General features: G+C 46.0%; 14 protein-coding genes. 11 read left to right on the top strand and 3 right to left on the bottom strand.

Translation table 11 applies throughout. From position 1 onward, the window contains the following. The first annotated feature begins 32 nt into the window (after window positions 1-32). The 6 genes from B1A98_RS15650 (at window position 33) to B1A98_RS15680 (ending at window position 6,734) form a co-directional block, all read left to right on the top strand. Entirely contained in the window at window positions 33-1,049 is a 1,017-nt protein-coding gene (locus tag B1A98_RS15650) for an NAD(P)/FAD-dependent oxidoreductase (RefSeq protein WP_063385205.1), read from the top strand. A gap of 50 nt (window positions 1,050-1,099) precedes the next feature. Beyond that, window positions 1,100-1,348 carry a ferredoxin gene (locus tag B1A98_RS15655; RefSeq protein WP_063385206.1) on the top strand — a complete coding sequence of 83 codons (249 nt, stop codon included), beginning with the start codon at window positions 1,100-1,102 and terminating at the stop codon, window positions 1,346-1,348. 37 nt (window positions 1,349-1,385) lie between these two features. Beyond that, window positions 1,386-2,468, top strand: a complete 1,083-nt coding sequence (locus tag B1A98_RS15660) for an aromatic ring-hydroxylating oxygenase subunit alpha (RefSeq protein ID WP_063385207.1) — start codon at window positions 1,386-1,388, stop codon at window positions 2,466-2,468. After that, on the top strand, window positions 2,461-3,912 hold the full coding sequence (locus B1A98_RS15665) for an aldehyde dehydrogenase family protein (protein ID WP_082821763.1): 1,452 nt from the start codon (window positions 2,461-2,463) through the stop codon (window positions 3,910-3,912). The genes B1A98_RS15660 and B1A98_RS15665 overlap by 8 nt, the downstream gene beginning before the upstream one ends. An 18-nt stretch (window positions 3,913-3,930) precedes the next feature. After that, window positions 3,931-5,007 (top strand): tartrate dehydrogenase, encoded by a 1,077-nt coding sequence (locus tag B1A98_RS15670; RefSeq protein ID WP_063385208.1) that lies wholly within the window; start codon window positions 3,931-3,933, stop codon window positions 5,005-5,007. 182 nt (window positions 5,008-5,189) lie between these two features. Further along, window positions 5,190-6,734 (top strand): BCCT family transporter, encoded by a 1,545-nt coding sequence (locus B1A98_RS15680; RefSeq protein WP_063385210.1) that lies wholly within the window; start codon window positions 5,190-5,192, stop codon window positions 6,732-6,734. A gap of 76 nt (window positions 6,735-6,810) precedes the next feature. Here the strand turns inward: B1A98_RS15680 and B1A98_RS15685 are convergent, their stop codons facing one another. Continuing rightward, window positions 6,811-7,155 (bottom strand): DMT family transporter, encoded by a 345-nt coding sequence (locus tag B1A98_RS15685; RefSeq protein ID WP_063385211.1) that lies wholly within the window; start codon window positions 7,153-7,155, stop codon window positions 6,811-6,813. Window positions 7,156-7,166: 11 nt separating this feature from the next. Then, window positions 7,167-7,484: a DMT family transporter gene (locus B1A98_RS15690; RefSeq protein WP_063385212.1), complete on the bottom strand. Its 318-nt coding sequence runs from the start codon at window positions 7,482-7,484 to the stop codon at window positions 7,167-7,169. A gap of 171 nt (window positions 7,485-7,655) precedes the next feature. Here B1A98_RS15690 and B1A98_RS15695 point away from each other — a divergent pair, with 171 nt between their 5' ends. After that, on the top strand, window positions 7,656-8,732 hold the full coding sequence (locus B1A98_RS15695) for a hypothetical protein (protein ID WP_063385213.1): 1,077 nt from the start codon (window positions 7,656-7,658) through the stop codon (window positions 8,730-8,732). A 16-nt stretch (window positions 8,733-8,748) separates the two neighbouring features. Here B1A98_RS15695 and B1A98_RS15700 read toward each other — a convergent pair whose 3' ends face one another. Beyond that, entirely contained in the window at window positions 8,749-9,639 is an 891-nt protein-coding gene (locus B1A98_RS15700; RefSeq protein ID WP_063385214.1) for a LysR family transcriptional regulator, read from the bottom strand. 195 nt (window positions 9,640-9,834) lie between these two features. Between B1A98_RS15700 and hpaI the strand changes: the two genes are divergently transcribed. The 4 genes from hpaI to hpaD all read left to right on the top strand — a co-directional run bounded on the left by hpaI (window position 9,835) and on the right by hpaD (window position 14,897). Then, the gene (gene hpaI, locus B1A98_RS15705; RefSeq protein WP_041094547.1) at window positions 9,835-10,761 is read left to right on the top strand and encodes a 2,4-dihydroxyhept-2-ene-1,7-dioic acid aldolase; all 927 of its coding nucleotides are present in this window, start codon (window positions 9,835-9,837) and stop codon (window positions 10,759-10,761) included. 67 nt (window positions 10,762-10,828) lie between these two features. After that, a complete protein-coding gene (gene hpaE, locus B1A98_RS15710) occupies window positions 10,829-12,343 on the top strand; it encodes a 5-carboxymethyl-2-hydroxymuconate semialdehyde dehydrogenase (RefSeq protein WP_063385215.1) in 1,515 nt (504 codons plus the stop codon). Window positions 12,344-12,409: 66 nt separating this feature from the next. Further along, window positions 12,410-13,879, top strand: coding sequence for a 4-hydroxyphenylacetate 3-monooxygenase, oxygenase component (gene hpaB, locus B1A98_RS15715; protein ID WP_041094545.1), 1,470 nt, complete (start codon window positions 12,410-12,412; stop codon window positions 13,877-13,879). A 34-nt stretch (window positions 13,880-13,913) separates the two neighbouring features. After that, window positions 13,914-14,897, top strand: a complete 984-nt coding sequence (hpaD, locus tag B1A98_RS15720; protein ID WP_063385216.1) for a 3,4-dihydroxyphenylacetate 2,3-dioxygenase — start codon at window positions 13,914-13,916, stop codon at window positions 14,895-14,897. Window positions 14,898-14,908: the final 11 nt, after the last annotated feature.

Here is a 14,908-nt window from a genome sequence, read left to right on the forward strand (position 1 = left end):
AGAGGCATATTCATATCAGAGGGGGAATGGCGATGGAGCAGCCTACAGTATTTGATATTACGATTATCGGCGGAGGACCAGTCGGGTTGTTTACCGCTTTTTATGCAGGGATGCGACAGGCATCGGTAAAGGTGATTGAAAGTCTTCCGCAGCTTGGCGGCCAATTGTCCGCTTTATATCCCGAAAAATATATTTACGACATCGCCGGCTTTCCCAAGGTGCGGGCCCAGGAGCTTGTCGATCAATTAATGGAGCAAATGAACCAATTTGAAACAACGGTGTGTCTTGGGGAGTCGGTAGAGAGCATTGTACGGACAGCTGATGGTGTACTGGCTATCACAACAAACCAGAAAACCCATTATGCTAAAGCGGTGATTATTACGGCTGGCAATGGAGCCTTTCAGCCGCGCAAGCTGAAGATAGAAGGAGAAGAAAAGTTTGAAAACACGAATCTTCACTATTTTGTTCGAGACTTAAGTCAATTTACAGGAAAGAAGGTGGTCGTGTTCGGCGGTGGAGACTCTGCGGTTGACTGGGCCTTAATGCTGGAACCGATTGCTGAAAAAGTGACCCTGATTCATCGCCGGGATACATTCCGTGCCCATGAGCACAGTGTTGAGCAGCTGAAACAGTCCAGCGTGCGTATTTTAACTCCCTATGTGCCGGCTGGGCTTGCAGGCGAAGAAAGAGTTGAAACAGTCGTCGTGAAGGAAGCAAAGACTGGCGAACCGCTTGAACTAGAGGTTGATGATGTACTGGTTAACTATGGATTTGTTTCTTCACTCGGTCCAATTAAAGAGTGGGGGCTTGAAATCGATGGCCATTCCATTGTGGTGAACTCCCGGATGGAAACAAGCATTGAAGGAATTTACGCGGCTGGTGATAGTTGTACTTATGAAGGAAAAGTGAAACTGATAGCGAGCGGTTTTGGGGAAGCGCCAACCGCTGTCAGCAACGCCAAAGTGTATATTGACCCGCAAGCGAAAGTGCAGCCGCTTCATAGCACAAGCGTCATGGGAGAAAAAAGCAAAAGCGCTCCATCAGTCTGACAGCTGAAGTCAAGCAGACTAGCAAGAAGAGGAGAGAAAGGAGATAGGCGGTGGCCAAATATACAATTGTAGATCAAGAAACCTGCATTGCTTGCGGTGCCTGTGGAGCAACAGCGCCGGATCTATTTGATTATGACTTTGAAGGGCTGGCTTTTGCCAGTCTGGATGATAACGAAGGAGCAGCCAAGGTGCCGGCCGAATTAGAAATGGATTTAGAGGATGCGCTTGATGGCTGTCCGACAGACTCCATTAAAGTGGCAGAACAGCCTTTTACTCAAAAAGAAGCATTAGGCCGTTAAAGCGGCAAATCAGTAAACTTGCAAAGGGGAATGAATAATGGCTTATAATAAAGTAGAGAATGCGACAAATCGGACATTTGAAAGAACGATGACTTACGATCTGTATACAGACCCAAAAGTCTTGGATAAGGAAATGGATTTGATTTTCTCAAAGTCCTGGCAGCTTGTGGGGCATGTCAGTCAATTGGAGAAACCGGGCTCTTTCTTTACAACTGAAGTGGCTAAAGAACCCATTATCGTTATCCGCGGTCAGGATGAAGTCATCCGCGCTTTTTACAATGTCTGTCCGCACCGTGCGACAAAACTTGAAAAGAGTGAGGCCGGCAAGAAGAAAATTCTTCAATGCGGCTATCATGGCTGGACCTTTAAATTGGACGGAAAATTAAACAAAGCGCCAAACTTTAGGGGAGAAGATGCGGCTTGTGTGCAAGATGCTTGTTTGCGCCCGGTTCGCATGGAAATCTTGGAATCTTTAATTTTTGTGAATCTGGATGACCAGGCAAAACCGCTTAGTGAGTCTTACGGGGATTTCTTTGAAAGGCTCAGCAAGTTTCCGTTTCTGGGCGAATTAAAGCGAACCCACCAAAAAACAAGAATCATTCAAGCGAACTGGAAGGCATTTATTGATAATTATTTAGAATGTGATCATTGCCATGTGGCGCACCCTAGCTTCGTCGCCGCATTGGATATGGATGATTATCAAATTATCACTTGTGAAAACTACTCCATTCAGGGAACGATCGTCAAGCCTGATAAAAACTACGGGTCTGTTGATTTAAATCAAGCAGAAATGCAGGGAGGGTCTTTCTACTGGTTGTGGCCGAATTTAATGGTGACGATTTATCCCGGTCCAGGAAATATGGCTACTATTCAAATGCTTCCAATCGATCATGAGAACACGCTGGCTGTCTATACTTATTATTTCCGTGATGAGAATTTAACCCAAGAGGAAAAAGACTTGGTCGCTTTTGCTGAGCAGGTCCGCCAGGAGGATGTAGAGCTCGTGGAATTGGAGCAAATTGGCTTCCGTTCCCGCGCATTTAAAAAAGGGGTTTATTCTTCTTCTGAAAAGGCAATTGTTCAATTTCATGAAATGGTGCTGGAGGCTCTCAATGAGTAGATTAGCGAATCAAGCGAAGTCCATCAAACAATTTCTTTTCATCAATGGTACAAAAATAGAAGCGCCGGCCTACGCGCCGCTTTACTCTCCTTATTCCGGGGAAGAGATCGCTCAAATTGCCATGGCGGACCGCCATCTGACGGAGCAAGCTATCACAGCTGCTCATCATGCGCGTAAAGTAATTGGAAAAATGCCTGCCTATCAGCGGGCTGAAATTTTAGAACGGGTGGCGGCTTTGTTAAAGGAAAGAGCGGATGAAGCTGCTGAAATCATTTCCCGAGAATCTGCCAAGCCTATTATGTTTGCGCAGGCAGAAGTAGCGAGAACGATTGAGACGTATAAGTTCTCGGCGGAAGAAGCGAAAAGAATTCACGGCGAAACGATTCCTTTTGACGCAGCTGCCGGAGGCGCTGGGCGGATCGGTTATACCGTCAGAGAGCCGATCGGTGTTATCGGCGCGATTACGCCGTTCAACTTTCCGCTTAACCTGGTGGCTCATAAAGTCGGTCCGGCTGTCGCAGCAGGCAATACAATTGTATTAAAGCCTGCTTCACAAACACCTTTGTCTGCTCTTTTCATTGCCGAGGTCTTTGCAGAAGCGGGGCTTCCGGCAGGCGTGCTCAATGTGGTGACAGGACCTGGCGGGACAGTAGGCGATGCCATTGTGGAAGATGAGCGTGTCAGCATGATTACATTTACGGGCAGCCCCAGTGTCGGTATCAGCATCCGCAACAAAGCCGGGCTGAAGAAGACAACGCTGGAACTGGGTTCTAACTCGGCGCTGATTATTGATAAAGACGTGAAAATTGATGAAATCATTGATCGCTGTATTATGGGGGCTTTTTCTAACCAAGGCCAAGTCTGCATTTCTCTTCAGCGCGTATATGCCCACCGGGAAATATATGAGGAGTTCGTCGAGAAATTTACCAAGGCGGCTAAACAGCTTAAAGCAGGGGACCCGCTTGATCCAGAAACGTATATTTCTGCTTTGATCGCTAAAGAAGAAGCTGACCGTTTACTGGAATGGATGGAAGAAACGAAAGCAAGTGATGCCCAGATCATTACGGGAGGCAAGCTGAAAAACGGCATTTTGGAGCCAACTATCATTACAGGTGCAGATCGTAAGTTAAAGGTATCGTGTCAGGAGGCATTCGCCCCGGTTGTTATAGTGAATCAAATAGGCAGTATCGAAGAAGCAGTTGAACGGGTGAATGATTCCCGCTATGGACTGCAGGCAGGAATCTATACAAATGAGATTAAGACCGCTTTATACGCATCGCAAGAACTGCAAGTAGGCGGTGTCATCATCAATGATGTCCCAACCTACCGCGTTGACCAAATGCCGTACGGCGGCGTTAAGGAAAGCGGAACAGGACGCGAAGGCATTAAATATGCAGTGGAAGAAATGACTGAAATGAAGCTGGTCGTTTGGAATCAAAGTTGAAAAACGAGGGAGATTACAGTGAAAACATTTAAAATAGCGGTGATTGCCGGAGATGGAATTGGTCCCGAGGTGATTGATGAAGGCATTAAAGTATTAAATAAAACAGCTGAGCTGGATTCAGGCTTCCGGTTTGACTTTACTTATTTTCCGTGGGGATGCGAGTTTTACGCGGAGAATGGCAAGATGATGGACGATGACGGGATTGAACAACTGAAAGAGTTTGATGCTATTTATTTAGGAGCTGTCGGATTTCCGGGGGTTCCCGATCATGTGTCGCTTTGGGAGCTCCTGTTAAAAATTCGCAAAAGCTTTGACCAATATGTCAACATTCGTCCGATTAAGCTGTTAAAAGGGGCGCATCTGCCGCTTGTCGATGTGAACCGCGAGGACATTAATATGCTATTCATTCGTGAGAATAGTGAGGGCGAATATGCCGGAGCCGGTGACTGGCTGTTTAAGGGACAAGAAAATGAAGTCGTCTTGCAAAACAGTGTGTTTTCCCGCAAAGGAACAGAGCGCATTATTCGTTATGCATTCGAAACGGCTAAAAGAGAAGGCCGGTCGCTCACAAGTATTTCCAAAGCAAATGCTTTGAATTATTCAATGGTTTTTTGGGATCAAGTATTCGAAGAGGTCAGCAGGGACTACCCGGAAGTTGAAACGGCTTCTTATTTAGTCGACGCGGCAGCCATGCTGATGATTAAAGATCCGAAGCGTTTCGAAGTAGTGGTTACCTCCAACTTGTTCGGAGATATCTTAACAGATTTAGGCGCCGCGCTTGCCGGCGGGATTGGTCTTGCTGCTGGCGCTAACATCAATCCGGAAAGGCACTACCCATCTATGTTTGAGCCGATTCACGGATCAGCTCCCGATATTGCCGGGCAGGGATTGGCCAATCCGCTCGCTTCTATTTGGTCTGCAAGCCAAATGCTGGACTTTTTTGGCTGCGAAGACTATGGAAAAACCGTCTTGAATGCCATCGAGCAGCTGCTGTTGGAACAGCAAGTATTAACACCTGATATGGGGGGCACGGCCTCTACCGCTGAGGTCGGCGACCGGGTGGTGGAGATTGTCGCTTCGCTGGCTAAAAAATAAAACAACCGCCCGGCCGGCGGCAAAGGGCTTTTCAGCTGCCGCCGGCCGAGTGATGCTAACGCGTTACGTTGAAAATAGCCAATTATTCCTTGTTCCATCTGTCTATTTAATGTATGGAAACCGCTTACATTGCAGCAAGAATGTCGCACAGAATGTAAAACAATCTAATAAGGAGTGATTGGATGAAACATAAAAAAGCTGTCTTTTATACCTCTTTGGCGGCCAGCTTATTGCTAATCAGTATCGGTGTATTGGCACCGAAGCAACTAGAGAGGTTTTCTAATTCATCATTGAATTTTATTTATAATTATTTAGGATGGTTCATTCTTGGAAGTGTCTTTGTTTTCTTTGCTTTTTGTATGTATATCGGGCTGTCAAAGTTCGGCCATATTCGTTTAGGAGACGATAATGACCGCCCGGAATATAAGACCGCTACTTGGATTGGCATGCTCTTCAGCGCTTCGATCGGCATCAGCCTCGTTTTTTGGGGAGTAGCCGAGCCTGTTTCTTATTACATTGATCCTCCCTTTGGAAAAGGCTCCTCTGAAGAATCGGCCAAGCTCGCCATGCAATTTGTTTATTTGCATTGGGGGGTATCAGCCTGGGCGTGTTATGCGCTCGTAGGCGTGTCTTTGGCTTTCTTCCAGTTCCGAAAAAAACTGCCGTCTTCCTTGAGCTCTGTTTTCTATCCGCTCATTGGAGATAAGATTAAAGGCTCAGCGGGCAAGGCGATTGACGTAATGGTCATTCTATCCATCGTTATCGGCATTGCTACCTCTCTTGGATTTGGGACGCTTCAAGTGAACAGCGGCATGAGCTTTCTGTGGGGAATCCCGGTAAACATCAGCACACAAGCACTCATTATTATTGCAGTTACTCTCATTTATATAGGCTCTACTGTTTCAGGACTTCAAGGAGCCATGAAACATTTATCCAACCTTAATATGCTGCTCGCTTTTGCTTTGCTGGGGTTTGTTCTTTTTCTCGGACCGACCCAGGCTATTTTTAAAATTTTTTTCCAAGGAATCGGCGATTATGCCCAAAACTTTATCGGAATGTCTTTCCGTACCGAACCTTACAGTGACGGCTCTTGGATTGCCAGCTGGACATTGTTCTATTTTGGCTGGTGGATTGCCTGGGCGCCGCTTGTTGGCAGTTTTGTTGCCCGCATTTCTAAAGGACGGACAATTAAAGAGTTTATGATGGGAGCGGTATTCATTCCTGTGATTGGGTCTTTCTTCTGGTTCGCCGTGATGGGCGGCTCCGCGATCCACCTGATTCAAAATATGGGCGAAAAGGCACTGGCTGCTGCCGTATCAACCGATGTGACATCCGCTTTGTTTCAGTTCTTTGAATATTTTCCGATGAGTGCGTTTCTAAGCGTGCTGGCAATGGTGCTGGTGCTGATCTTCTTTATTACATCAGCTAACTCCGCTGTTTTCGTATTAGGCATGATTAGCGAGAATGGAAATCCGAATCCGGCGCACCGGACGAAAATTGTTTGGGGAGTGGTGATCGCTGCGATCTCAGTTGTACTGATTATGACAGGCGGTTTGCAAGGGCTTCAATCGGCACTTGTAGCCACTGCTGTTCCGCTTGCCGTCTTGATGCTCGTTATGTGCTACTCAACCTATAAAGGATTACAAGATGAATGGCTTCAGCTATCTCGAAAAGAAAGTGAAGAACAAATGGCAGCGAGAGCCCGGGCTGAAAAACAAGCGCGATAAAAAAAGAAAGGGTGACTCCCAAGCCGTTGAGGTAGTGGCGGCGTGGGGCACCCTTTTTTTCTGCTGTCTGCATAGATTATGTTTTTTCGCTTTGCGTTTGCTTCCCCGCAGATGCATTAAGAAGAGCAATCCCAAAAATGATCAGGAATAAACCGCTGATTTTCAAAAAGTGAAAGCTTTCCCCGAATACAAAACCGCCAATGACGGCTGTCAGCGCTGTGCCTGCTCCGGACCAAGTAGCATAGGCAAAGGAAAGAGGAAGCGTTTTGAGGGCAAAGCTGAACAAGGTAAAAGCAGAGAGGAATCCGATGGCGACACCGACCGAAGGCCAGAGATTTGTAAAGCCGTCCGATAGCTTGAGCATAGTTGATCCAAATACTTCTAATAAGATAGCCAATGCCAGAAAAATAAAACCTTTCATTTTAGCTCTCCTTAACTATTTAGTAATACAAGGCCAATGATAAGAAGAAAGATCCCGGCAATGCCTTGCTTATTTATTTTTTCTTTAAAGAAGAGGATGCCTACCGCGACCGTCAAAATGGTTCCGCAGCCGCTCCAAGTGGCATATACCACTCCTAAAGGCAGCGTCTTCAAGGAAATGGATAATAAATAAAAGGCCAGGCCAAAGCCCGCAATAACTCCAGCCACCGGGAGAATACGGGTAAAGCCATTTGAAAGCTTGAGCATAGTTGAGCCAAACACTTCCGATAGAATAGCTATCCCTAATAATAAATAAGAAAGCAGAAACATTTTATCTCCTCCGCTGAAATACAAACTATGCAAATAGTTTAACACAGGTTGTTTTTCAACTGGATAAAAATGAAACTGAAGGAAAATGGTCACTTTCTTTCAAAGAGGAAAGGGAATTTCTGTTATACAATAGTAAGAAGAGATAATAATTTAGTAAAGGAGGCTGTTCGCATGAATGCTGCACATGGATCTCAGCCAAAATGGAAATGGTTCATCATTCTGTCAGCAGTGATGGTGCTATCCAATTTTTACGCTCACCGTCTTCTTCCTCTTTCCGAGAATGATAGACAATGGGCAGCCGCGGGTTCATTAGTGGATTTTGTAATTATTCTCCCTCTTCTTGCTTACCTTTTTATTTTTCGAAAAAAACGCCAGGTTGTTCCGGTGATTGGTGTAGCGCTCGGCGGCTATTTTGTCGCAAAGGCGATCATTCCTAAAGCTCACCTGGCAGGAATGGAATGGGTAGGCTGGCTGCTGCTTGCTGGAGAAGCCGCTTTATTTGCTGCTGAAATTTGGATTATTGTTCGGCTCGTCAAAACGGTTCGCTCGATCCGGCGAAAAGTTAATTCGGCTGAAGGAGCGGTTACACCAGCGCTCACTGTTTGGCATGAGGCGGAAGCTGCTTTTTCAGAAAATCGGCTGGCTAAAGTCATCATTTCTGAGTGGATGGTTTGGAAATTTGCGGTGACCAGCTGGCGGCAAAAGGCTCCCGAGTCCAATCGTCACTTTACCGCTCATCGCCGGACGAGTGTTTTGGCTTTTCACATTATGCTGATCCATGCCATTATATTAGAAACAGTGGGGATTCACTGGCTTATTCATTCATGGAGTCCTGTCCTTGCCTGGATCATGGCAGCCTTGAATATATACGCTGTCTTCTTCTTTCTCGGGGAAATTCAGGCAATCCGCCTGAACCGGGTGACTGTGGAGCCAGATAAAATTACGATTCCGATGGGGTTAACGAAGAGAGTGATCGCTGAAAAGGATCATATTCTTTCCGTTCGCTGGGTAGAGGAGGGAGAATATCATCCAAAGGATCAAACCGCTTTTCATGGGATATATACAGATATGGAAAAGGGCCATCCGCAAATTATCATTGAACTTGATAAGCCGGCAACGGTTCATTATCTTTATGGATTTGCTAAAAAAGCCGATAAAATCTATTTGTGTCTTGATCAGCCATCCGAGTTTCTTGAGGCAGCAGAGGCAGAAGGGTTTAACCATACAACCCAAAAAGGGGATCGCTAAAAAAGCATCCCCTTTTTCATGAGTTGATCGTCATTTCAGCTGTACGGAAGGTATTTAAGAAGCGTTCAGCTTTTTTGGACAAGTAGCGGTCTTTCAGCCAGATAATAGCCGATTCAGATTGAATCGTACAATCTTCAATTTCAACGATCTGCAACCCGTTCGTTGGAAAAGAGAGAAGGGTCGATTTCGGCAGAAGAGCCGTGCCCAGTCCTGTTCGTACGAGGGACAGCAGCATTGCCGCATCCGGACATTCGCAAATGATATTTGGTTCGAAGTCATGCCTTTTGCATTCATTAATGACCAGTTCATAAAGTCCAACGCCGCTGACTCGATGCAACAGCATAAGCGGCATGCCGCTGAGCTCCTTCATTTGCATCACAGTGGGTGTGCGGGGGTTTTCTGGCATCACTGCTACAAAAGGATCAGCCGGCAGGGGCAAGTAAGAAAATTCCTCCATTTCCAGCGGCAGCCGAACGATAGCTAATTCAACTTCGCGCTGTTTCACATAATTGGCCAGCAAAGAAGAGTCTCCTTCTTTTAACCGGAATTTGACACGGGGATACTTTTCCCTGAAGTGAAGAAAGCGTTCAGGTATATAAGAAAAACAAGTTTTAACGGAACCGATCGATAAAACTCCTTTTAACCCGTCTCCGACCTCTTTTACCTCGACAACTGTTTCCTCCATTTGTTCAAGCAAATGCTTGGCCTTCTTGTACAATACTTTTCCTGCTTCTGTCAATTCAAGCTTTCTGCCTTTGCGTTCTAGCAGCAGCACGCCCAGTTCTTCTTCTAGCGACTTTAGCTGCTGGCTGAGAGGAGGCTGAGCCATGTGCAGTTTTTTGGCAGCTTTCGTAATTTGTCCTTCTTCCGCAATCGTAGCGAAATAGCGAATTTGCCGGATATCCAATGTGATGACCTCCTTAAGTATATCTTTTTTATATATTTAACCAATATTTTTAATATTTTCAATATTTCAATCTCTATGATAAGTTATTTATGTAAACGATTCCAGTATTTTTTTCGAATTTTTAGAACCTTCCGCTTAGACAGTGGAATTAATTAAAACGAATGAAGAAGTAAACATAAAAGGAGAGAAGGACATATGTCAAAAGTTCAGGAAGCAAAAGAAAAGCTAAAAGGATCAATTGCACCTGTTATTACGCCGTTCAAACAGGATGAAAGCTTGGATCTTGATACATTCAAAAGCTTAATCAACTGGCAAATTGAAAGCGGCAGCCACGGGATTTCCGTTACAGGCACATCCGGGGAACCAAGCTCGTTAACAGTAGAAGAAAGAGAGCTGGTTATGGAAACAGCGTTCAAAACAATTGATGGCCGCGTTCCGTTTGCGCCGGGTACGGGCTCTGTTAACTACAATGAAGCCCTTCGCCTGACGAAAGCCGCTCAAGAGATGGGCGCAGATGCAGCGATGGTTATTGTTCCTTATTACAATAAACCGTCCCAGCATGCTCTTTACAATCATTATAAAACGATTGCCGATGCAGTTGACATTCCGATTGTGGTCTATAACATACCGGGACGTACAGGCGTCAATCTTGAAGTGAAAACATTGGCGCGGCTCGTGGAGGATTGCCCGAATATTATCGGCGCAAAAGAATCCAATAAAGATTTTGAACATGTGAATCGTGTCATGCTGAATTGCGGACGGGACTTTAAGCTGTTCTCCGGCATTGAATTGCTTTGCTACCCGATGCTGACAATTGGCGGAGCTGGTTCAATCAGCGCAACCGCGAACGTGGCACCGGCGCAAGTAGCCGAAATGCACAATGCCTGGATGGAGGGAAATACAGAAAGAGCATTGGAGCTTCACTATGAATTAATGCCGTTAAATGATGTTCTCTTCAAAGATACAAACCCTGCTCCAGTCAAGGCTGCTATGGGCATGATGGGTAAAATTGAGCCGGTTCTTCGCAAGCCGATGGCGTTACCGACACAAGAATTGCAAGATGAAATTCGTCAGGTATTGACAGCTTATAACATTTTACCAGAAGGCGTTTCAGCTAATTAAGCAGCGGAAAGCAAGAGAAAGCTGCAAACTTAATGAAGCGCAGGGGGATGAAAGAGGAGGGACCATGATGCAAGTACAAGCAGCTGGCCAACAGGAGCTGACTCATAAACGAGTAGATGACGTAAAGCTTTATATTAACGGCCAATTTACCGATGCCGCCGCAGGGGCAACCTTTGAAAATATGAATCCATTTACCAATGAAGCGAGTAATGTAGTTGCCGAAGGCCGTGCAGAAGATATTAACAAAGCAGTAGCAGCGGCAAAGAAAGCGTTTGAAGAAGGGCCATGGGGAAAGATGAAAGTGGCCGAACGCATGAAATTTATTAATCGCATTGCGGACCTTATTGAGGAGCATGCCGAAGAAATTTCTTATTTGGAATCGCTGGATACCGGCCTTCCAATCAGCCAAACGAAGAAGCAGGCAGCCCGGGCAGCGGAGAACTTCCGCTTCTATGCCCGGATGGTGCAGTCGCTGATGCATGGAGAGTCTTATCCGATGGACGATGAGTTCATTAATTACACAGTGTATAAGCCGCTCGGGCCAATTGGGCTGATTACTCCATGGAATGCGCCGTTTATGCTTGAAACGTGGAAAGTGGCTCCGGCTTTGGCTACAGGAAATACAGTGATATTGAAGCCGGCTGAACTGTCTCCTTTAACAGCGAACAAGCTGGCGGAAGTGATCGATAAAGCGGGTCTTCCAGAGGGCGTATTTAACATTGTCCACGGTTTTGGAGAAACAGCAGGAGCAACGCTTGTCGCGCATCCGGATGTCAAGGCCATCTCTTTTACCGGTGAAACAACAACGGGATCAGTGATCATTAAAAATTCTGCCGATACACTAAAGAAAACATCCATGGAGCTTGGGGGCAAATCTCCGCTGATCGTGTTTGACGACGCGGATCTTGACCGGGCGCTTGATGCAGCCGTCTGGGGGATCTTTTCCTTTAACGGTGAACGCTGCACAGCCAACTCTCGTGTGTTTTTGCATAAAAATATTAAAGAAGAGTTTGTTGAAAAGCTGAAGAAGCGTGTCATGAATATTAAAATCGGTGATCCGATGGATGCACAAACGCAGCTTGGCCCGCTGATCGAGAAAGAGCATTTTAATAAAGTAAAAGGCTATATTGAACTGGCAAAAGAAGAAGGCTGTGAAGTTATTCAAGGGATCGTTCCGGAAGAGGTGAAGGCTGGCAACTTCGTACCGCCTACTCTCTTGTTGAATGCTAAAAACGAGATGAAGGTGTGCCAGGAAGAAATTTTCGGACCCGTCATGGCTGTCATTGAATTTGAAACGGAAGAAGAAGTGGTTAAAGCAGCTAACGATGTGCGCTATGGGCTTGCCGGATATGTCTGGACAAATGACATTAAGCGCGGGCATCGCGTGGCGCAGGCAGTGGAAGCCGGCATGCTGTGGATCAATGCGCAAAATGTGCGTGATTTAAGAATTCCGTTTGGAGGAATGAAAGATAGCGGTATCGGCCGAGAAGGCGGCCGTTATGCCCTCTTTGAATTTTATACTGAACCAAAAGTGATCCACGTAGCGATTGGCGATCATCATATCCCGCAGTTCGGAAAGTAAAAAATGCACAAAGATGAAGGCGCTAAGCGGGCGCCTTCTACTTTCACTAGAGAAGGAGCGAGTAAGATGCCAGCTAAAACAGGTAAAGAGTATATTGAAAGAGTAGACCAAGCGCAAGCAAATATATGGATTAACGGAGAACAGGTAAAAGGAAACATCTCTGAGCATCCGTCATTTAAAGGCGTGATGAAGACTCAAGCTGAATTGTATGATATGCAGCATGACCCAAAGAAGAAGGAGTTTATGACATATGAATCACCTGCGACAGGCGATCGTGTCGGAACCTCTTTTATTCAGCCGAGAACGAAGGAAGACTTGGAAATGCGCCGCAGAATGATGCAGGAGTGGGCTCGCCATAACAATGGAATGATGGGACGTTCACCAGACTATATCAACGTCGGCATGATGGCCTACGGTTCAGCATCAGAAATGTTCGGCAAGCAGGACCCGTTTTACGCTCAAAATATGTCGAAATATTACGAATACTGCCGCGAAAATGATTTATCTTTAACGCACACTCTCATCCAGCCGCAAGTCAATCGCGGCGTCAATGCAGCACAATTGCCAGATCCGTATATTGCAGCTCGCATTAAGGAGAAAACTTCAGAAGGTGTTGTTATTAAAGGAGCCCGTTTGCTGGCTACTCAAGGCGGGATTACAGATGAGATTATGGTGTTCCCTTCCACGCTGTTAAAGCAGGCAGAAGAGGAAAATCCTTATGCGTACGCTTTCTCTATTCCGAACAACACGCCAGGATTAAAGTTCATTTGCCGTGAGTCCTTCGATTACGGAAAGTCTAATTTTGATCACCCGCTTGGTTCGCGCTTTGAAGAAATGGATACGATCGTTGTGTTTGATGATGTGGTTGTTCCGTGGGATCGCGTCTTCGCTCTCGGAGATGTTGGTGTCTGCAACCAGGCATACAACGAAAGCAATGCGGTCGTTCATATGACGCATCAGGTTGTTTCGAAAAACGTGGCGAAAACAGAATTTATTCTTGGATTGGTCCAATTGATGATCGAGACGATTAACATCGGCCAATATCAGCACGTTCAAGAGAAAGCCTCTGAAATTATTATGGCATTAGAAACGGTAAAAGCGTACCTGACAGCTTCCGAAGCGAATGCCAAAATTGACAAATGGGGCATCATGACACCGGATTTCACACCGTTAAACATCGCCCGCAACTACTACCCAAAAATTTATCCGCGCTTCAGTGAAATTATGCAATTGCTCGGCGCCAGCGGCTTAATGGCCATTCCGAATGAGGCTGATTTCAACTCCGATATCCGTCCGGATCTCGATAAGTACTTGCAGTCAGCGACTGGAAACGCTTACGACCGCGTGAAATTGTACCGCTTAGCATGGGATGTCTGCATGAGCGCGTTCGGAACAAGACAAACATTATACGAGCGCTTCTTCTTCGGTGATCCGGTGCGCATGGCGAGCGCCTTGTACAACGGTTATGACAAGCAGGAATATGTGGATCGCGTGAAAGAGTTCTTAGACCGCTCAGAGGAACTCGTCCAAAAATAATTCATATCGATAAGCAAAAGGGAGGCAGGGGCAAATGGATTTTAATATTATCCGCATCGCCAGAACAGTACTGAATGTAAAGGATCTTGAACGCTCAAGAAAATTTTATGTCGACGCTTTAGGTTTTATTGAAACAGAAAGTAAGGATGAATGCATTTACTTAAGGGGCTTGGAAGAACATGTCCATCACAGCCTTGTATTGAAAAAATCAGACAAAGTGGGCGTTCATGCACTCGGTTATAAAGTAGAGAAAGAAGAAGACCTCGATAAGCTGGCAGAACTCTTTAAGTCAAAGGGCTTAAAAACAAAATGGCTGGAGGAAGGTTCGCAGCATGCGGTTGGCCGAGCGCTTCATGTGCAGGATGTATCCGGCCTGCCGCTGGAATTCTTTTGCAAAATGGATAAAGCAGAGCGGCTCCTTCAGCGTTACGATTTGTATCGAGGAGCTCGAATCCAGCGCATTGATCATGTGAACTGTGCGGTTCCGGATGTGCAAAAGGCCTACGATTTCTTTATTAATGAACTGGGATTTGCCTGCTCTGAGTATACAGCGACAGAAGATGAGAGCATTTGGGCGGCTTGGCTGCACCGCAAGCCGAGCGTTCATGATCAAGCATTCATGAATGGAGAAGGGCCGCGTTTGCACCACTTTGCTTACTGGCTGCCGGACCCGTTAGCTCTTATTCATTGCTGTGATGTTCTTGCTTCCCTTGGATATGCGGATAGCATTGAACGGGGACCTGGCAGACATGGCTTATCTAATGCCTTCTTCTTATATTTAAGAGATCCGGATGGCCATCGCATCGAGCTGTATAACGGTGACTACTTAACGAGTGATCCTGACTTTGAACCGATTCGCTGGGACTTGAACGATCCGCGCCGCCAAACATTCTGGGGAGCTAAAGCACCGGATAGCTGGTTCAATGAAACTTCTCCATTCATCGATATTGAAACAGGAGAGCTTGTTCAAACTGAAGCACCGAAGCTTGCCCAAAAGAAGCCTGAATTCATTATCTAATGTCAAGTAAC

Source organism: Pseudobacillus badius (assembly GCF_002189605.1).
In the GTDB taxonomy this organism is placed as follows: Bacteria; Bacillota; Bacilli; order Bacillales; family Domibacillaceae; genus Pseudobacillus; species Pseudobacillus badius.